This is a genomic window from Pseudomonas sp. St316, from assembly GCF_018325905.1.
GTDB lineage: Bacteria > Pseudomonadota > Gammaproteobacteria > Pseudomonadales > Pseudomonadaceae > Aquipseudomonas.
Window position 1 is genome coordinate 3,123,608 of the sequence record NZ_AP021901.1, and the last position, 18,723, is coordinate 3,142,330.

The following is an 18,723-nucleotide window of genomic DNA, read 5'->3' on the forward strand; positions in this document are numbered from 1 at the left end:
GCCATGGCTAGCGTAAACGCGTCACACGATGACGACGATGATGCCGCAGTCGATAGCATCAACATCACGCCGCTGGTGGATGTGCTCATGGTGGTGCTGGTGATGTTCATCCTCACCGCCACGGCCCAGGTGTCGGGTATCCAGATCAACCTGCCCAAGGCCAGCGCCTCGGTGTCGTTGTCCGAAGCCAAGACCAAGGCGATTTCGGTGAATGACGGCGGCCAGGTGTTCCTCGACGCCTACCCGGTGACCCTGGCCGAGCTGGAAGAGCGCCTGCGCATCGAGAAAGCCCAGAATCCGGACTTCCCGATCATCGTGCGCGGCGACGCGACGGTGCAGTACCAAAAAGTCATTGAGGTGCTGGACCTGTTGCGGCGCCTGGAATTGTCCCAGGTCGGCCTTGTGACCGGCAAACCGAGCCAGGGCTGACCATGACCGCCAGACTTCCCATCGATCCGCCTCCCGTGAAGACCTCGCCGTTGCGCCTGCTCAAGTGGGCTGCCGGCCTGCTGCTCGGCGCCGTGGCGGCTTGGCTGCTGTGGCAGTGGGCCAACGACATGAGTGGCGTACGTCGCGAAGCGCCGAAAGTGCCGACCATCATCCCGCTGCCGCCTCCGCCCCCACCACCGCCGGAAAAACCCAAGGAGCCGGAACCCCAGGTCGAGGAAAAGGTGGTCGAGCCAGAGCCGACCCCGGAACCCGAAGAGGTCAAGCCCGAGGAAGAAGCGCCGCCGTCACCGGTGGATGACCTGGCGAACCCGATGCAGATGGACGGCGACGCCCAGTCTGGCAACGACGCGTTCAACATCGGCGCGGGCAAGGGTGGCGGCATGGCGGGAGCGGGCGGTGGCCGGCTGGGAAATGGCACCTACAGCCAGTTCCTGGCCTTCACCTTCCAGCGCTTGCTGCGGGAGAACCCTGACCTGCGCAGCCTGGCGTTCTCGCTGCAGGCCGACGTCTGGCTCAGTGCCGTGGGCGAAATCACCCGGGTCGAGCTGATCAAGTCCAGTGGCAACCCGCAAGTGGATGAGCAAGTGATTTCCGCCCTGCGTGCCGCGCCCCATTTGAGTGAACGGCCACCGGCCTCTCTGACTTTGCCCGTGCGCCTGTCCTTGCAGGGACGGCGTCCGGGTTAACCGACTATTTGAAAGTTCGCCAACAGGAGTTGTGTGCAGATGATTTCCAATGTGAATCGATTGTCGTGGGCGATCGGCCTGGTGGTCCTGGGCCTGGCCGGGCACGCGGTCGCCGCCGCGGCGCCTTCGGAAAACGCCACGATCAATCTGATCCGCCTGCTGGTGCAGCAGGGCGTATTGAAGCAGGACCAGGCCGATGGTTTGATCGCCCAGGCCGAGCGGGAAGCCGTGCAGGCCCGTCAGGCGGCCACGGCGGTGGCCGCAACGCCGGCCGGTGCGCCGGGGGACGTGCGGGTGCAATACGTGCCGAACATCGTGCGTGAGCAGATTCGCGACCAGGTCAAGGCCGAAGTCATGGCCACCGCCAAGCAGGAAAACTGGGCCCAGCCCAACACCTTCCCGGATTGGGTCTCGCGCATCAGTTTCGATGGCGACATTCGCCTGCGGGATGAGTCGCGCTATTACTCGGGCACCAACAGCAACGAAATCGTCGACTTCGCCCGGCTCAATGATAAAGGCCCCTACGACGTCAACCCCAACAGCAGCTCCAGCCTGCCGCCGTTGCTCAACACCCGTGAAGACCGCGAGAACCTGTTCCGTCTGCGCGCACGCCTGGGCATGAAGGCCGTGATTGCCCCGCAATGGACGGCGGGCATTCGCATTGGCACCGGCTCGGACAACAACCCGGTGTCCACCACCCAGACCCTCGGTGGCGGCTTTGGCAAAAAAGACATCTGGCTCGACCAGGGCTACCTGACCTGGAAGCCCTCGGACGAATTGACCCTGACCGGTGGGCGTTTCGCCAACCCGTTTTTCTCCACCGACCTGTTGTACTCCGGTGACCTGAACTTCGATGGCGTGGCGGCGAATTTCAACCACAAGCTCAATCAGGACTGGGGCGTGTTCGGCACCGTCGGTGCGTTCCCGGTGGAGTACACCAACGACACCAGCACCAGCAATGGCAGCGACAAGGAAGAGAGCGACAACAAGTGGTTGTACGGTGCGCAACTGGGGGCCAACTGGGCCATCAACGACAGCAACCGGATCAAGGGGGCCATGGCCTATTACCGCTTCGACGACATTGAAGGCCAGCGCTCTTCGCCGTGCCAGCCTTGGGCCGGTGACCCAGGCTGCGACAGCGACGGTTCGCGGGTGGCGTTCATGCAAAAGGGCAACACCGTGTTCCTGCTGCGCGACATCGCGCCCAATCCGCTCAACCCATCCACCACGCCACAGCCGCAATACGTCGGCCTGGCTTCGCAATTCAACCTGCTGGACCTGAACCTGGCCTGGGACACCGATCTGCCCCAGGACCTGAAGCTGCGCAGCCAGGCCCACTACGTCCACAACCTGGGCTACGACGAGGGCGAGATGCGCAAGCGCTCCGCAGGGCAATTTGCCAACAACCTGAACGGCGATGGCGAGGTGGAAAGCGGCGCCAACGCCTGGATGCTCCAGTTCACCCTGGGCAACTCCCTGGAGCTCAAGCGCGAGGGCGACTGGAACCTGTTCGCCGGCTACAAGTACATCCAGCCGGACGCCTTGCCGGACGGCTTCAACGATTCGTCATTCCACCTGGGGGGCACCAACGCCAAGGGTTATTTCCTGGGCGGCAACTACGGCCTGGCGAGCAACGTCTTTGCCACCGGTCGCTGGTTGAGTTCCGAAGCGGTGTACGGCGCGCCGTACGACATTGATGTCTTGCAGCTTGAAATCAACACGCGCTTCTAAGCGCAGGGAGGCCTCATGAAAAGGCGAGCCAAATACCCATGCCCGGCTGCGTTGCTGATGCTGGGCGTGCTGCTCAGCGGCATGGCGCACGGCGAAGGCCTGGAAGAGCGGCTGCGGGCACAACTGCGCAGCACCACCGCCCAGTTGCAGGCCCTGCAAAGCGAGCAGGCCCAGGCCAGCGCCGCGCGTCAGGCTGCCGAGAGCCAGGCCAAAGAAGCCCAGGCGCAGATCAAGCAGTTGACCGCGCAGTTGGCCAAGGCCCAGGCCCTGGCCGAACAACTGGCCGGGCACCAGCAAAACCTGCAAAACCAGGCCCAGGCCCAGGTGGCGGCCAGCAACGAGCAGGTCGACAAGTTCAAGAAAGCCTACGAAGAACTGTTGGCCTTGGCCCGTGGCAAAGAGACCGAGCGCGCCCGCCTGGCGGTGCAATTGACCGAGCGTGACACACAAGTGCAGCAATGTTCGGTCAAGAATCAGCAAATGTACGAAGTCGCCAAGACGTTGCTGCATGCCTACGAAACCATCGATGTGACCGACATCATGAAAATCCGCCAACCGTTCGCGGCCAAGGCCCGGGTGCGTTTCGAAGAGCTGGCGCAAGGCTTTGGCGATGATCTCTACAAGAACCGTTTCGATGCGCCCCAGGCCTCGATCACTCACTGAACAGCACAAGGAAGCAGCGAGCATGACCTCAATGATTGAATACGTCGGTGCAAAATCCCTGACCGAGTGGTTGCAGGCCGCGGGCTATCGGGTCAACGAAACCGAGCAGAACGGCATCGTGCAACTGCTTAGCGCCAGCCAGGGCATCGGCTTTGCGGTGCGTTTGGGCAATCCTGCGCCGACAGCGGGCCAATACCTGGACTTCACCTTCAGCTGTGCCTTGCGGGTACAGGGCGAGTTGCCAGCTGGTTTGGTGGCGTTGTGGAACGCTTCACGTCGCTTCGCCCGGTTGTCGCTGCAGGGTGAATTCCTGGTGATGGAAATGGACGTGGTGGTCGCGGCAGGCGTGAGCGCCGATCATTTGCGCAGCCACCTGGAACTGTGGGATCGCCTGCTGCAGGAGTTCATTGTCTACCTGCGTGAGTACAGCCAGAACGCAGCGCGCCTGCAAACCCCTGGCGAGCCCGTCGAGGTGCCATCGGAGGAGGCCGTTGCATCGTGAAAAAGCCGACCTTCGTCATCAGCGCCGCAGCGCTGGGCCTACTCGCCGTGGCGCTGGTGCTGGGCCTGCGCCCGGGAAGCAATCCGGTCGCGGCGGTACAGACTGTCAGCGTCGTTTCAGCCGATTCGCCGAGCCTGGCCCAGTTGGGCAACCAGCACGTCAGTCCCGAAGAACTGAAGACATTGCTGGCCGCACTGGCCCCCGAGGTTCGTCAGCAAATGCGCAGCAATCGGGCTGCGCTGGAAGGCTGGATCCGTGCCCGCCTGGCGGAAAAAGCCGTGTTGGAGCAGGCCGACGCCCAGGGCTGGCGCCAGCGCCCGGAGGTGGAGCGCCAGATGCGGGCGGCGGCGGAGCAGATTGTGTTTCGCGACTACTTGCAGTCGGTCAGCCAGGTGCCGGCCGGGTATCCCAGTGAAGACGAGTTGAAGCAGGCTTACGACGCCGGAAAAGCCAACTGGACCGCGCCGGCGTTGTACCGTGTCAGCCAGATTTTCCTGGCCGCCACCGAACCGCAAACCGTGGAGGCGGTGCGCCGGCAAGCGCTGGAACTGAGTAAAAAGGCCCAGGCGTCACCCGCTGAATTTGCCGCCCTGGCCAGCCGTTTTTCCCAAGATCGCAGCAGTGCCGAGCGTGGCGGTGACAGCGGTTTCCAGCCGTTGCAGCAACTGGTCCCGCCGGTGCGTGAGGCGGTGGCACGTCTGAAGATTGGCGCGGTGTCGGACCCGGTGCAGAGCCCGGCGGGGTTCCATGTCATCAAGCTCACCGAACAACAGCCGTCTCGGGAAGCGACCCTGGACGAAGTCCGCGAACGCCTGACCCAGGCGCTGCGCGCCCAGCGCCAGGAGCAGATCGCCAAAGCCTACCTGGACGGCATGCTCGACACGGCCACGTTGAGCATCGATGGCGCGCAGTTGAGCAAGGTGCTGGAGGAGGGGCTTTAAGCAGGTCCACACCCAACCCGTGGCGAGGGAGCTTGCTCCCGCTGGCTGCGTAGCAGCCCTCACGAATTGACCGCAGTTCTTCAGTGAGAACCCGGTAGAAGTTTTGGGGTTGCTGCGCAACCCAGCGGGAGCAAGCTCCCTCGCCACAGGGCGCAGCGTTGTCTGGAAGACTCGCGCAGCCCTACGTATTCGTAAAACCGACAGGGAGTCACCCATGAGTTTCACCGAGCCCGCAGGACGCCAGGCTGTCACCGCATACCGCACGCCGTTGCATGTCCCTGATCCCTGGCTGACATTGGCCGGCGTTATTGAACCGCAGGTGGCGCAGTGTTTCCTGGTCAGTGCCCGTTGCGGCTGCTTCATGCAAGCGGCCCGTAGCCTCAACGTCAAGGCGACCTGGCTGCGCAAGCAGTTGGCGCAGCTGGAGGCGCGGTTGCAACGCTCGCTGTTCAGCTTCCAGGGCAGCGCCTTGACCCTCACCCGGGAGGGCCGGCAGTTGCAGGCTCGATTGATCACTCTGGCCCACGAAAGCGCGCCGCCGCTGAACGATCAACCCTTGATTCGCCTCGCCGTGGCCGAGTCGATTCTGCATGACATCCTGGGACGCGACCTGATCGCATTGCTGCGGCGCAATGCCAGCGTGCGACTGCAGATCATCACCCTTGACAGTGAACTGGCACTGCAAGCCGTCAGCGCCGACCTTGTGCTCTGGTTGAGTGACGCCCATGCGTCGGCGCCAGGGCCAAGCTTCGCCACGTTGTCAGCGGATCGACTGGCGCGGCTGGACTATGTGCCGCACATCGCCAAGCGCTACTCGCGACCGGCCACGCGCCCGGATTGCCTGGACGATCTGAACGACTACATGTTGGTGCAATGGCAGGCGGACCGACGCGTGGATGGCTTCGCCCCGTGGAACGCCCTGATAGAACAACGCCGGGCCGGTGTGGTGCAGGTGCAATCCTACGAATTGATGCTGGAAATGATTCGCTGCAGCGCCTGCATCGGCCTGTTGCCGCAGTACATGAGCCGTTTCGACCGAGGCTTGGTGGCATTGCCGCAAGTGTTCGGCATGCCGATGCAGCGGCACCTATGGATGGCCGTCAATGCCCAGGCCGAAGGTGCGCCAGAGGTACGGATGCTCGTCGAGCTGATCCATCACGCACTGGATGAACGCCGGGACTGGTTCCAGACCTAACCGAAACAGGGCGTAACCCCCGTGGGAGTCAGCTTGCTCGCGATAGCGGTCGTTCATTCAACATCAAATGCCGACTGAAAGGGCCTCATCGCGAGCAAGCTCGCTCCCACCCTGGATCTTCAGTGGAGATAAATCACGTGTTCGGTACAAGGCTCATTGTGGGAGTGAGCTTGCTCGCGATGAGGCCGGCACATCCGGTATCACCGCAACTGACCCACAGGTTTCCCCCGCAGCCTGACGCGGCTTATAGTGCTCGGCCTTGTCGCGCCTCCAGGAAGGAGCCCTCATGACCGAGTCTTCGATCACCCTCGAACGTTTCTCTGAAGCCCACGTCGCCGGTGTCACCGCGCTCTACAACGATCCGGCGGTGACGCGCCAAGTGCTGCAGATGCCTTTCCAGTCCACCGAAATCTGGCGCAAGCGCCTGGCGATGGATGATGAACGCTTGTTGAAACTGGTGGCCCTGCACGAGGGTGAAGTTATCGGCAACCTGGGGCTGGAGCAGTTTTCCCGCGTGCGTCGTGCCCATTGCGGCAGTCTCGGCATGGGTGTGGCTGTCGCCTGGCAGGGCAAGGGCGTGGGCTCGATGCTGCTGGCTGCGGCGCTGGATGTCGCGGACAACTGGATGAATCTGCGGCGGGTCGAGTTGACGGTCTACGCCGACAACGAAGCGGCCATCGGGCTGTACCGCAAGTTTGGCTTCGAAACCGAAGGCCTGATGCGCGACTATGCCGTGCGTGACGGTCGCTGGGTGGACACGCTGGCGATGGCGCGGTTGCGCTGAAGGGCCCAGCGCGCGGGCAAATCAGAACAGGCAAAAACCTGTCCATTGTCTATACCTGTAGTTCCGGCCCCGCCGCGTGTGGCTTACAGGAGTGACAGCATGAAGTTTTTGTCGACGATCGGCACGGTTTGCATCGCCTCGCTCGCTTTGGCGGGTTGCTCCAGCAAAGTCACCCAGCCGGATGAGTACTCCGGGTTCCTGGGTGATTACAGCCGGCTCAAGGAAGAGAAGTCGCCGTCGGGGGCCGAGGTGATGCGTTGGGTCGACCCGAAGATCGACCCGGGCAAGTACACCAGTCTCTATATCGAGCCGACACAGCTTTACCCCAAAGCGCAGCCCACCGTGAAGATCCCTCAGGCTACGCTGTCGGGTATCACCGGTTATTACGATCAGGCCCTCAAGCGGGAAGCGGGAAAATCCTTGCCCCTGGCGACAGCTCCAGGGCCGGGTGTATTGGTGATGCGGGCGGCCATCACGGCTGTCGGCAGCAAGACCGAAGGCTTGAAACCTTATGAGGTGATCCCGATTGCGCTGGTGGCGGCCGCAGTCAGCACGGCCAGCGGCATTCGCGACCAGGAAACCACCTTGGGCACCGAAGCGGTTTTTCTCGACGGAGGCAACAACGCAGTGGTCGCCCAGGTGGTGCGCAAAGGCACGGGCAAACCGTTGTCCAGCGAGTCCCAAGTCATGAAACCCGATGACGTCAAAGGGGTCATCGATGGCTGGGCGTCGGATTTGCATCAGTCGTTTCTGAAGTTCAAGGCTAAATAGCCACGGATGTCTCCTGTGGACGTCATGTCTTTTTATGTCCGGGCATAGGTCGCAGCCCCATTTCATGGTTAACTCCGGCCTTCATCTTTTCAAACCTGTCAGAAGGAATCCGTTCATGGCTACAGTCACCCTCAAAGGCAACCCGGTCCAAGTCAACGGCCAGTTGCCACAAGCCGGCTCCAAGGCGCCAGCCTTTTCCCTGGTTGCCGGCAATCTGTCGGACGTTTCCCTGAAAGACTTCGCCGGCAAGCGCAAAGTGCTGAACATTTTCCCAAGTGTCGACACGCCGACCTGCGCCACCTCCGTGCGCAAGTTCAATGCCCAGGCCAACGGCCTGACCAACACTGTGGTGCTGTGCATCTCCGCCGACCTGCCATTTGCCCAGGCGCGTTTCTGCGGCGCCGAAGGCCTGGAAAACGTTCAGAACCTGTCGACCCTGCGCGGTGCCGAGTTCATCCAGGACTACGGCGTGGCAATCGCTGATGGCCCGCTGAAAGGCCTGACCGCCCGTGCCGTGGTGGTGCTGGACGAAAACGACACCGTGCTGCACAGCGAGCTGGTCAAGGAAATCGGTGAAGAGCCGAACTACGACGCTGCCCTGGCTGTTCTGAAATAAGTGGAATGAAATAAGGTATTTATTACAATTGTTAACGGCCTGGCTTTGTCCAGGCCGTTTTCTTTTGTGCTTCAAGGCCTTAGTCGACTATCCGAAAGGTAAGCCCAACGTAAATTGCCGGTAAAGGCGCTTTGCTAAATACCTGACAGTGCTTATCGTTCAGCCTCCCGTAAAAAGAAGTCCACGCGCCCAATGGTTGATCACTCCATGCAATCCTCTGTTTCCCGCAATTCCCGCCGCTGGCTGTTCGGCCTGTTCATCGTATTGGTCGTCGCGGCGCTGGCCTGGAAGTTCTGGCCCAGTGGCTCGGCGCAGAAGCCTGGGGCAGGGGATAAAGCCGCGGCGGGGCACGTGGGGCGCTCGGGTGGCATGCGGCCAGGGTTCGGTGGGGCGACGGGGCCGATTCCGGTACGGGTGGCGCCGGCGGTGACCGGGGATTTCCCGCTGTACTTCAAGGCGCTGGGCACGGTCACGGCCCTCAATACCATCAACGTGCGCAGCCGCGTGGGCGGCGAACTGGTCAAGATCGCCTTCGAAGAGGGGCAGATGGTCAAGGCCGGGGACTTGTTGGCCGAGATCGACCCGCGCCCGTACCAGAATGCCTTGCTCCAGGCCGAAGGCACGCTGTTGCAGAACCAGGCCCAGTTGAAAAATGCCCAGGTAGACTTTGAGCGGTATCGCGGTCTGTACGCCGAAGACAGTATTGCCAAGCAGACCCTCGACACCGCCGCTGCGCTGGTCGGCCAGTACCAGGGCACGGTCAAGACCAACCAAGCGGCAGTCAACGACGCCAAGCTCAACCTCGAATTCACCAAGATCCGCGCGCCGATTACCGGTCGCGTAGGCTTGCGGCAACTGGATATCGGCAATCTGGTGGCGGCCAACGACACCACGGCCCTGGCAGTCATCACCCAGACCCAACCCATCAACGTCGTGTTCACCTTGCCGGAAAACAACCTCGACACGGTACTCGCCCGTTACCGCAGCGGGGCGAAACTGCCCGTCGAGGCCTGGGACCGGGGCGATGTGAAGCTGCAGGCCAGCGGTGTGCTGCAAAGCCTGGACAACCAGATCGATGTCACCACTGGCACCTTGAAGTTCAAGGCCCGCTACGAGAACCGCGACCAGTCGCTGTTCCCCAACCAGTTCGTCAATGTCCGCCTGCTGGCCGACACCCTCAAAGGCGTGACCCTGGCACCGACGGCGGCCATTCAGTTCGGCACCAATGGCACCTTCGTCTATGCCCTGGATGGCGACAAGAAGGTCACCCTCAAAAAGCTGAAGATCGGCGCCAGCGACGGTGCCAATACCGTGGTCACCGAAGGCCTGGCCGCCGGCGACCGGGTGGTGCTCGAAGGCACCGATCGCTTGAAGGAAGGCAGCGAAGTGGAAGTGGTCAGCGACAGCCAGGAAGTGCCCACCACGCCGACCGAGCACCTGCAGGGCAAGTCCGCAGCGGCCCCCACTGAGCCGGCTGCGGCCGACAAGGCGAAAAAGGGCGGCGCATGAATCTCTCGCGGCTGTTCATCCTTCGCCCGGTCGCCACCACCCTGAGCATGCTGGCGATCATCCTGGCCGGCTTGATCGCCTATCGGCTGCTGCCGGTGTCGGCGCTGCCCCAGGTCGATTACCCGACCATCCGCGTGATGACCCTGTACCCGGGCGCCAGTCCCGACGTGATGACCAGCGCCGTCACCGCGCCCCTGGAGCGCCAGTTCGGGCAGATGCCAGGCCTGACGCAAATGGCCTCCACCAGTTCCGGTGGCGCGTCGGTGATTACCCTGCGCTTCAACCTCGACATCAACATGGACGTCGCCGAGCAGCAGGTGCAGGCCGCGATCAACGCGGCCACCAACCTGCTGCCCAAGGACCTGCCTGCGCCGCCGGTGTACAACAAGGTCAATCCGGCCGACACCCCGGTGTTGACCCTGGCCATCACCTCCAAGACCATGCTGCTGCCCAAGCTCAACGACTTGGTGGACACCCGCATGGCGCAGAAAATCGCCCAGATCAGCGGCGTCGGCATGGTCACCATCGCCGGCGGCCAGCGCCAGGCCGTGCGAATCAAGGTCAATCCCGAGGCCTTGGCGGCCAACGGCCTGAACCTGGCCGATGTGCGCACATTGATCGGCGCTTCCAACGTCAACCAGCCCAAGGGCAATTTCGACGGCCCGACACGAGTCTCGATGCTCGACGCCAACGACCAGTTGACCTCGCCCAAGGACTACGCCGAACTGATCCTGGCCTACGCCAACGGCGCGCCGTTGCGGCTCAAGGACGTGGCACAGATCGTTGACGGCGCCGAAAACGAACGCCTTGCCGCCTGGGCCAACGAAAACCAGGCCGTGCTGCTGAACATCCAGCGCCAGCCGGGGGCCAATGTCATCGAGGTGGTGGACCGGATCAAGGCCCTTCTGCCGAGCATTACCGACAACCTGCCGGCCGGCCTGGATGTCACCGTGCTGACCGACCGCACCCAGACCATCCGCGCTTCGGTCACCGACGTGCAGCATGAATTGCTGATCGCCATCGTCCTGGTGGTCATGGTGACGTTCCTGTTCCTGCGCCGGGTCAGTGCCACGATCATCCCGTCGGTGGCCGTGCCGTTGTCGCTGATCGGCACCTTTGGCGTGATGTACCTGGCCGGTTTCTCCATCAACAACCTGACCCTGATGGCCTTGACCATCGCCACCGGTTTCGTGGTGGACGATGCCATTGTCATGCTGGAGAACATCGCCCGCTTCATCGAGGAGGGCGACAGCCCGCTGCAGGCCGCGCTCAAGGGCGCGAAGCAGATCGGCTTCACGTTGATTTCCCTGACGCTGTCGCTGATCGCGGTGCTGATTCCGCTGCTGTTCATGGCTGACGTCGTGGGGCGGTTGTTTCGTGAGTTCGCCATTACCCTGGCGGTGGCGATCCTGATTTCCCTGGTGGTGTCCCTGACCTTGACGCCGATGATGTGCGCGCGGTTGCTCAAGCGCGAGCCTAAGGAAGAAGAGCAGGGGCGTTTCTACCGCGCCAGCGGCGCCTGGATCGACTGGTTGATCGCCGCCTACGGTCGCAAGTTGCAGTGGGTGCTCAAGCATCAGCCGCTGACCCTGCTGGTGGCGGTGGGTAGCCTGGTGCTGACGGTGGTGCTGTACCTGGCCGTGCCCAAGGGGTTCTTCCCGGTGCAGGACACCGGCGTGATCCAGGGCATCTCCGAGGCACCGCAATCGATCTCCTTTGCCGCCATGAGCGAGCGCCAGCAGCAACTGGCGAAAGTGATCCTCGCCGACCCGGCGGTGGAGAGCTTGTCGTCCTATATCGGTGTGGACGGCGACAATGCCACGCTCAACAGCGGTCGCCTGCTGATCAACCTCAAGCCCCACAGCGAACGGGACGACAGCGCCACCCAGATCATTGCCCGCTTGCAACCGCAGTTGGACCGATTGGTGGGCATTCGCCTGTTCATGCAACCGGTGCAGGACCTGACCATCGAGGATCGGGTCAGTCGTACCCAGTACCAGTTCAGCCTGTCGTCGCCGGACGCCGAGTTGCTCAGCCTCTGGAGCGGTCGGCTGGTCGAGGCCCTGGCCCGGCAGCCGGAACTGACCGATGTGGCCAGCGACCTGCAGGACAAGGGTTTGCAGGTTTACCTGGTCATCGACCGCGACGCTGCCTCGCGCCTGGGCGTCTCGGTGTCGAACATCACCGATGCGCTGTATGACGCTTTCGGCCAGCGGCAGATTTCCACCATCTACACCCAGGCCAGCCAGTACCGCGTGGTGTTGCAAGCCCAGGCCGGGGAGCGGATCGGGCCGCAGGCGCTGGACCAGGTTCACGTCAAGACCACCGAGGGCGGACAGGTGCGGCTATCGAGCCTGGCCCGGGTCGAAGAACGCCAGGCGCAACTGGCGATTGCCCACATCGGCCAGTTTCCAGCGGTCATGATGTCGTTCAACCTCGCGCCGGGCGTGGCCCTGGGGCATGCGGTGGATGTGATCGAGAAGGTCCAGCAGGACATCGGCATGCCGTTGGGTGTGCAGACCGAGTTCCAGGGCGCGGCCCAGGCGTTCCAGGCCTCGCTGTCGAGTACTTTGCTGCTGATCCTGGCGGCGGTGGTGACCATGTACATCGTCCTGGGCGTGCTGTACGAAAGCTATATCCACCCGATCACCATTCTTTCCACCTTGCCCTCGGCGGCCATTGGCGCCTTGCTGGCCTTGATCCTCAGCGGCAATGACCTGGGCATGATCGCGATCATCGGCATCATCCTGCTGATCGGCATCGTCAAGAAGAACGCGATCATGATGATCGACTTCGCCCTCGACGCTGAACGCAACCAGGGCGTCGACCCGCAGACGGCGATCTACCAGGCTGCGCTGCTGCGCTTCCGGCCGATTCTGATGACCACCCTGGCGGCCTTGTTCGGTGCCATACCGCTGATGTTCGCCACCGGCTCCGGCGCCGAACTGCGCCAGCCCCTGGGCTTGGTGATGGTGGGTGGGTTGTTGGTGAGCCAGGTATTGACGTTGTTCACCACGCCGGTGATCTACCTGTATTTCGATCGACTGGGACGCCGGTTCGCCCGACCGGAAGCGAAAGAGGTCCAGGTATGATGGCCGCGTCCGGAATCCTGGGACATGGAGGCTTTTTGTGGCGAGGGAGCTTGCTCCCGCTGGGCTGCGTAGCGGCCCCTTTTGTGAGTGCTGCGCACTCAAGCGGGAGCAAGCTCCCTCGCCACGACAGCCGCGCGCCTGAAGCACGGAGCGGCAGCCAATGAACCTCTCCGGCCCGTTCATCAGGCGCCCGGTGGCGACCATGCTCCTGAGCTTCGCCATCGTGCTGCTCGGTGGCGTGTGCTTCGGCCTTTTGCCGGTTTCGCCGCTGCCGCAAATGGATTTCCCGGTGATCGTGGTCCAGGCCAACCTGCCAGGGGCCAGCCCCGAGGTGATGGCTTCGACGGTGGCTACGCCCCTGGAACGCTCCTTCGGCGCCATCGCCGGGGTCAACACCATGAGCAGCCGTTCCAGCCAGGGCTCTACCCGCGTCATCCTGCAATTCGACCTGGACCGTGACATCAACGGTGCCGCCCGGGAAGTGCAGGCGGCCATCAATGCGTCGCGCAACCTGTTGCCCAGCGGCATGCGCAGTATGCCGACCTATAAGAAGGTCAACCCGTCCCAGGCGCCGATCATGGTGTTGTCGCTGACCTCGGATGTGTTGAAAAAAGGCCAGCTCTACGACCTGGCGTCGACCATCCTGTCCCAGAGCCTGTCGCAGGTATCGGGCGTCGGCGAGGTACAGATTGGCGGCAGCTCGTTGCCGGCGGTGCGCATCGAACTGGAGCCGCATCTGCTCAACCAGTACGGCGTGGCCCTCGATGACGTGCGCACCGCGGTTGCCGATAGCAACGTGCGCCGGCCCAAGGGGTCGGTGGAGGACGATCAGCGAATGTGGCAGGTCCAGGCCAACGATCAGTTGGAGAAGGCCAAGGACTACGAAACGCTGGTCATCCGTTACCAGGATGGTTCGGTATTGCGGCTCAAGGACGTGGCGAAAGTTACCGACAGCGTCGAGGATCGCTACAACAGCGGCTTCTTCAACAACGATGCCGCCGTGTTGCTGGTGATCAACCGCCAGGCCGGGGCCAACATCATCGAGACGGTCAATGAAATCAAGGCGCAGTTGCCGGCGTTGCAGGCCGTGCTGCCGGCCAACGTCAAGCTGAACCTGGCCATGGACCGCTCGCCCGTGATCAAGGCCACCCTGCATGAAGCGGAAATGACCCTGCTGATCGCCGTCGCCCTGGTGGTGCTGGTGGTGTTCCTGTTCCTCGGTAACTTCCGTGCCTCCCTGATCCCGACCCTGGCCGTGCCGGTGTCGCTGGTGGGCACGTTTGCGGTGATGTACCTGTACGGTTTCTCCCTGAACAACCTGTCGTTGATGGCGTTGATCCTGGCGACCGGGTTGGTGGTGGACGATGCCATCGTGGTGCTGGAGAACATCTCCCGGCATATCGACGAAGGCGTCCCTCCTATGACGGCAGCGTACAGGGGGGCCGAAGAGGTGGGTTTCACCTTGCTGTCGATGAACGTCTCGCTGGTGGCGGTGTTCCTGTCGATCCTGTTCATGGGCGGGATCATCGAGAGCCTGTTCCGCGAATTCTCCATTACCCTGGCGGCGTCCATCGTGGTCTCACTGGTGGTCTCGCTGACCCTCACGCCGATGCTCTGCGCCCGCTGGCTCAAACCTCACGTGCCGGGGCAGGAAAACCGCCTGCAGCGCTGGAGTCAGCGCCTCAATGAACGAATGGTCCGTGGTTACGCCATTAGCCTGGACTGGGTACTGCGCCATCGACGCCTGACCCTGCTGAGCCTGCTGGTGACCATCGGCGTGAACGTCGCGTTGTATGTGGTGGTGCCGAAAACCTTCATGCCACAGCAGGACACCGGCCAACTGATCGGTTTTGTGCGTGGCGACGATGGGCTGTCCTTCAACGTGATGCAGCCGAAGATGGAAATCTTCCGCCGCGCCGTGCTCAAGGACGAGGCGGTGCAAAGCGTCGCCGGTTTCATCGGTGGTAACAACGGCACCAACAACGCCTTCATGCTGGTGCGCCTCAAGCCGATCAAGGAACGCAATATTTCTGCACAAAAGGTCATCGAGCGCCTTCGTAAAGAAATGCCCAAGGTCCCTGGCGCTCAGTTGATGCTGATGGCCGACCAGGACTTGCAGTTCGGTGGCGGTCGCGAGCAGACCACCTCGCAGTATTCCTACATCCTGCAAAGCGCGGACCTGGCGTCGCTGCGCACCTGGTACCCCAAGGTCGTGGCGGCCTTCCGGGCCCTGCCGGAGCTGACCGCCATCGATGCCCGCGACGGTGGTGGGGCGCAGCAGGTGACGCTGGTGGTGGACCGCGACCAGGCCAAGCGCCTGGGCATCGACATGGACATGGTCACTGCGGTGCTCAACAACGCCTACAGCCAGCGGCAGATATCGACCATCTACGACAGCCTCAACCAGTACCAGGTGGTGATGGAGGTCAATCCCAAGTATGCCCAGGATCCGAGTACCCTCGAGCAGGTCCAGGTGATCACCGCCGATGGCGCGCGCGTACCGCTGTCGGCCATTGCCCACTACGAGAACAGCCTGGAGGACGACCGGGTCAGCCATGAAGGCCAGTTCGCGTCCGAGGGCATTTCCTTCGACATGGCCGAAGGTGTCACGGTGGAGCAGGGCACCGCGGCCATCGAGCGGGCGCTTGCCAAGGTTGGGATGCCCGAGGATGTCATCGCGAAAATGGCCGGCACCGCCGATGCGTTCGCCGCCACCCAGAAAAGCCAGCCGTTCATGATTCTTGGGGCGTTGCTGGCGGTGTACCTGGTGTTGGGTGTGCTCTATGAAAGCTACATCCATCCTCTGACCATCCTGTCTACGTTGCCATCGGCCGGGGTCGGCGCGTTGCTGTCGATCTACGCGCTGGGTGGCGAGTTCAGCCTGATCTCGCTGTTGGGGCTGTTCCTGCTGATCGGCGTGGTGAAGAAAAACGCCATCCTGATGATCGATCTGGCGTTGCAACTGGAACGGGCCGGACAGACACCACTGGAGTCGATCCGCAGCGCTTGCCTGCTGCGGTTGCGGCCGATCCTGATGACCACGCTGGCGGCGATCCTTGGCGCCTTGCCGCTGTTGCTCGGCGCCGCCGAAGGCTCGGAAATGCGCCAGCCATTGGGCCTGACCATCATCGGTGGATTGGTGTTCAGCCAGGTACTGACGCTCTACACCACCCCGGTGGTTTACCTTTATCTCGACAAGCTGCGCCATCGCTTCAATCGCTGGCGTGGCGTGCGCACTGATGCTGCCCTGGAAACTGCGCTATGACCGACCGTTCGCCTTTCAATCTTGCCGCAATGCTGGCGACCGCCCGTGGCTCGCGGGTGCTGAGCCTGGCGCTGTGCGTGGCGATGCTCAGTGCCTGCGCCGTCGGCCCGGATTATCAACGTCCCCAGGCTAGCGCCCCGGTGCAATACAAGGAGGCCCAGGGCTGGCGCCAGGCCAACCCCAGCGATGCGTTGGCCCGCGGCGCCTGGTGGGAGCTGTACGGCGATGCGCAACTCAATGGCCTGGTGGACAAGCTCAATGCGTCCAACCAGACCGTGGCCCAGGCCGACGCCCAATACCGGCAGGCCCGGGCGCTGGTGCGCAATGCCCGTGGTGCATTTTTCCCCACCGTCGACCTGAGCGTTGGCAAGACGCGCTCCAGCCAGGGCACCGGCAGCAGCAGTTCGAGCCTGAGCAGTTCGTCCAGCGGCATTCGCGACACCTACAACGCCCAGGCCGGCGTCAGTTGGGAGGCGGACGTGTGGGGCAAGCTGCGCCGCACCCTGGAAGCCGACGAGGCGAGCGCCCAAGCCAGTTTTGCCGACCTGGCGGCGATGCGCCTGAGCCAGCAGTCGGAGCTGGTGCAGAACTACTTGCAGTTGCGGGTGATCGATGAACAGAAGCGCCTGTTGCAGAACACCGTCGACAACTATCAGCGCTCCTTGAAAATGACCGAGAACCAGTATCGTGCCGGCGTCTCCGGCAAGGACGCGGTGGCCCAGGCGCAAAACCAGCTCAAGACCACCCAGGGCGACCTGATCGACCTGATCTGGCAACGGGCCCAGTTTGAAAACGCCATTGCCGTGCTGGTCGGCCTGCCGCCGGCCGAATTCAACCTGGCCGAGACCCAGGACATCCCCTCGCTGCCGCAGATCCCGGTGGCGCTGCCGTCGCAGTTGCTCGAACGCCGGCCGGACATCGCCTCTGCAGAACGCTCGGTGATGGCCGCCAATGCCAATATCGGCGTGGCCAAGGCCGCTTATTACCCGGACCTGACCCTGAGCCTCAGTGGCGGCTACAGCAGCAGTACCTACGACAACTGGGTGAGCGTGCCGAACCGCTTCTGGTCGGTAGGGCCGCAACTGGCGATGACGCTGTTCGATGGCGGCCAGCGTTCGGCAGAGGTCGACCGTACCGTCGCAGCCTACGACCAGACCGTCGCCACCTATCGCCAGACCGTGCTTGACGGCTTGCGCGAGGTGGAAAACTACATGATCCAGCTCAAGGTGCTGGAAGACGAAGCCCGCGTGCGCCAGGAAGCCCTGGACGCCGCCCGCGAGTCCCTGCGCTTGACGCAAAACCAGTACAAGGCCGGGTTGATTGCCTACCTCGACGTGGTGACCGTCCAGGCCACCGCGCTGAGCAACGAACGCAGCATGCTGAGCCTGCAACAGAGTCGCTTGATTGCCAGCGTGCAGTTGATCGCCGCGCTGGGCGGCGGATGGGACGGGCAGATGCAGGCGAGCGAACAAGCTGCAGCGCACTGATACCCACCACTGTCCCTGTGGGAGCGAGCTTGCTCGCGAAGCGGTGGTTCAGCTTGCAGAAATGTTGACTGAGCAGCAGCCATCGCGAGCAAGCTCGCTCCCACAGTGGCTTGCGGTGGAGTCAGTCCCGCTTTTGGCCGATGCACTGCCTACGTCCTGTCGCGATGGCTTGTTATAGTTCAAGCTTCTTTTCAGTCGGTAAAGGATCACTGCCATGTCGCAATACCAAGCGTTCAGCGTCGAACTTGCAGACAACATTGCCCATGTGCAGATCAATCGCCCGGAAAAGATCAATTCGATGAACGCCGCGTTCTGGAGCGAGATCATCGAGATCTTCCAATGGATCGACGACACCGATGCCGTACGGGTGGTGGTGCTCAGCGGCGCCGGCAAGCATTTTTCTTCGGGGATAGACCTGATGATGCTGGCAGGCGTGGCCAACGAACTGGGCAAGGATGTGGGGCGCAATGCGCGGCTGCTGCGGCGCAAGATCCTGCAACTGCAAGCTTCGTTCAACGCCGTGGACAATTGCCGCAAACCGGTACTCGCCGCGATCCAGGGCTATTGCCTGGGCGGCGCCATCGACCTGATTTCAGCGTGCGACATGCGCTATGCCGCCGAGGATGCCCAGTTCTCCATCAAGGAGATCGATATCGGCATGGCCGCCGATGTTGGTACATTGCAACGCTTGCCCCGGATCATCGGGGACGGCATGCTGCGTGAACTCGCTTATACGGGGCGCACCTTCGGTGCCGACGAAGCGCGCAGCATCGGCCTGGTCAATCGTGTCTACAGTGACACCGCCAGCCTGCTCGACGGCGTGATGGGCATCGCCCGGGAAATTGCCGCCAAGTCGCCGATTGCCGTGACCGGCACCAAGGAAATGATCAGCTACATGCGCGACCACCGCATCGACGACGGCCTGGAATACGTCGCCACCTGGAACGCCGCCATGTTGCAATCGACTGACCTGCGCGGGGCCATGGCCGCCCATATGAGCAAACAGAAACCCGAATTTCTGGATTGACTGA

The 18,723-nt window shown here is 62.7% G+C and carries 15 protein-coding genes; all 15 read left to right on the forward strand.

The window, feature by feature from the left end; all coding sequences use genetic code 11:
• Positions 1–3: 3 nt before the first annotated feature.
• The 15 genes from KI237_RS14085 (at position 4) to KI237_RS14155 (ending at position 18,719) form a co-directional block, all read left to right on the forward strand.
• The gene (locus tag KI237_RS14085) at positions 4–429 is read left to right on the forward strand and encodes an ExbD/TolR family protein (RefSeq protein ID WP_092348164.1); all 426 of its coding nucleotides are present in this window, start codon (positions 4–6) and stop codon (positions 427–429) included.
• A 2-nt stretch (positions 430–431) separates the two neighbouring features.
• Positions 432–1,136, forward strand: coding sequence for an energy transducer TonB family protein (locus KI237_RS14090; protein ID WP_212800332.1), 705 nt, complete (start codon positions 432–434; stop codon positions 1,134–1,136).
• A gap of 39 nt (positions 1,137–1,175) precedes the next feature.
• Positions 1,176–2,867, forward strand: coding sequence for a putative porin (locus KI237_RS14095; protein WP_212800333.1), 1,692 nt, complete (start codon positions 1,176–1,178; stop codon positions 2,865–2,867).
• A gap of 15 nt (positions 2,868–2,882) precedes the next feature.
• A complete protein-coding gene (locus tag KI237_RS14100) occupies positions 2,883–3,530 on the forward strand; it encodes a DNA repair protein (protein WP_212800334.1) in 648 nt (215 codons plus the stop codon).
• Between the two features lie 22 nt (positions 3,531–3,552).
• Complete coding sequence (locus KI237_RS14105) at positions 3,553–4,032, forward strand: YbjN domain-containing protein (RefSeq protein ID WP_212800335.1); 480 nt, start codon at positions 3,553–3,555, stop codon at positions 4,030–4,032.
• Positions 4,029–4,973, forward strand: coding sequence for a peptidylprolyl isomerase (locus tag KI237_RS14110; protein ID WP_212800336.1), 945 nt, complete (start codon positions 4,029–4,031; stop codon positions 4,971–4,973). The genes KI237_RS14105 and KI237_RS14110 overlap by 4 nt, the downstream gene beginning before the upstream one ends.
• A gap of 214 nt (positions 4,974–5,187) precedes the next feature.
• On the forward strand, positions 5,188–6,168 hold the full coding sequence (locus KI237_RS14115; protein ID WP_212800337.1) for a LysR substrate-binding domain-containing protein: 981 nt from the start codon (positions 5,188–5,190) through the stop codon (positions 6,166–6,168).
• 286 nt (positions 6,169–6,454) lie between these two features.
• Positions 6,455–6,952, forward strand: a complete 498-nt coding sequence (locus KI237_RS14120) for a GNAT family N-acetyltransferase (RefSeq protein ID WP_212800338.1) — start codon at positions 6,455–6,457, stop codon at positions 6,950–6,952.
• A 99-nt stretch (positions 6,953–7,051) separates the two neighbouring features.
• Entirely contained in the window at positions 7,052–7,723 is a 672-nt protein-coding gene (locus KI237_RS14125) for a DUF3313 domain-containing protein (protein ID WP_212800339.1), read from the forward strand.
• Between the two features lie 115 nt (positions 7,724–7,838).
• The gene (gene tpx, locus KI237_RS14130) at positions 7,839–8,339 is read left to right on the forward strand and encodes a thiol peroxidase (RefSeq protein WP_212800340.1); all 501 of its coding nucleotides are present in this window, start codon (positions 7,839–7,841) and stop codon (positions 8,337–8,339) included.
• Positions 8,340–8,531: 192 nt separating this feature from the next.
• Complete coding sequence (locus KI237_RS14135; protein ID WP_212800341.1) at positions 8,532–9,848, forward strand: MdtA/MuxA family multidrug efflux RND transporter periplasmic adaptor subunit; 1,317 nt, start codon at positions 8,532–8,534, stop codon at positions 9,846–9,848.
• A complete protein-coding gene (locus tag KI237_RS14140) occupies positions 9,845–12,940 on the forward strand; it encodes an MdtB/MuxB family multidrug efflux RND transporter permease subunit (RefSeq protein ID WP_212800342.1) in 3,096 nt (1,031 codons plus the stop codon). The genes KI237_RS14135 and KI237_RS14140 overlap by 4 nt, the downstream gene beginning before the upstream one ends.
• Positions 12,941–13,100: 160 nt before the next feature.
• Complete coding sequence (locus KI237_RS14145; protein ID WP_212800343.1) at positions 13,101–16,205, forward strand: efflux RND transporter permease subunit; 3,105 nt, start codon at positions 13,101–13,103, stop codon at positions 16,203–16,205.
• Positions 16,202–17,692: an efflux transporter outer membrane subunit gene (locus KI237_RS14150; RefSeq protein WP_212800344.1), complete on the forward strand. Its 1,491-nt coding sequence runs from the start codon at positions 16,202–16,204 to the stop codon at positions 17,690–17,692. The genes KI237_RS14145 and KI237_RS14150 overlap by 4 nt, the downstream gene beginning before the upstream one ends.
• A gap of 214 nt (positions 17,693–17,906) precedes the next feature.
• Complete coding sequence (locus KI237_RS14155) at positions 17,907–18,719, forward strand: crotonase/enoyl-CoA hydratase family protein (protein ID WP_212800345.1); 813 nt, start codon at positions 17,907–17,909, stop codon at positions 18,717–18,719.
• Positions 18,720–18,723: the final 4 nt, after the last annotated feature.

Excerpts from the sequence above, each read along its gene's own strand:
- KI237_RS14085 (WP_092348164.1), top strand. The coding sequence starts at position 4 with ATGGCTAGCGTAAACGCGTCACACGATGACGACGATGATGCCGCAGTC.
- KI237_RS14090 (WP_212800332.1), top strand. The coding sequence starts at position 432 with ATGACCGCCAGACTTCCCATCGATCCGCCTCCCGTGAAGACCTCGCCG.
- KI237_RS14095 (WP_212800333.1), top strand. The coding sequence starts at position 1,176 with ATGATTTCCAATGTGAATCGATTGTCGTGGGCGATCGGCCTGGTGGTC.
- KI237_RS14100 (WP_212800334.1), top strand. The coding sequence starts at position 2,883 with ATGAAAAGGCGAGCCAAATACCCATGCCCGGCTGCGTTGCTGATGCTG.
- KI237_RS14105 (WP_212800335.1), top strand. The coding sequence starts at position 3,553 with ATGACCTCAATGATTGAATACGTCGGTGCAAAATCCCTGACCGAGTGG.
- KI237_RS14115 (WP_212800337.1), top strand. The coding sequence starts at position 5,188 with ATGAGTTTCACCGAGCCCGCAGGACGCCAGGCTGTCACCGCATACCGC.
- KI237_RS14120 (WP_212800338.1), top strand. The coding sequence starts at position 6,455 with ATGACCGAGTCTTCGATCACCCTCGAACGTTTCTCTGAAGCCCACGTC.
- KI237_RS14125 (WP_212800339.1), top strand. The coding sequence starts at position 7,052 with ATGAAGTTTTTGTCGACGATCGGCACGGTTTGCATCGCCTCGCTCGCT.
- tpx (WP_212800340.1), top strand. The coding sequence starts at position 7,839 with ATGGCTACAGTCACCCTCAAAGGCAACCCGGTCCAAGTCAACGGCCAG.
- KI237_RS14135 (WP_212800341.1), top strand. The coding sequence starts at position 8,532 with ATGGTTGATCACTCCATGCAATCCTCTGTTTCCCGCAATTCCCGCCGC.
- KI237_RS14140 (WP_212800342.1), top strand. The coding sequence starts at position 9,845 with ATGAATCTCTCGCGGCTGTTCATCCTTCGCCCGGTCGCCACCACCCTG.
- KI237_RS14145 (WP_212800343.1), top strand. The coding sequence starts at position 13,101 with ATGAACCTCTCCGGCCCGTTCATCAGGCGCCCGGTGGCGACCATGCTC.
- KI237_RS14150 (WP_212800344.1), top strand. The coding sequence starts at position 16,202 with ATGACCGACCGTTCGCCTTTCAATCTTGCCGCAATGCTGGCGACCGCC.
- KI237_RS14155 (WP_212800345.1), top strand. The coding sequence starts at position 17,907 with ATGTCGCAATACCAAGCGTTCAGCGTCGAACTTGCAGACAACATTGCC.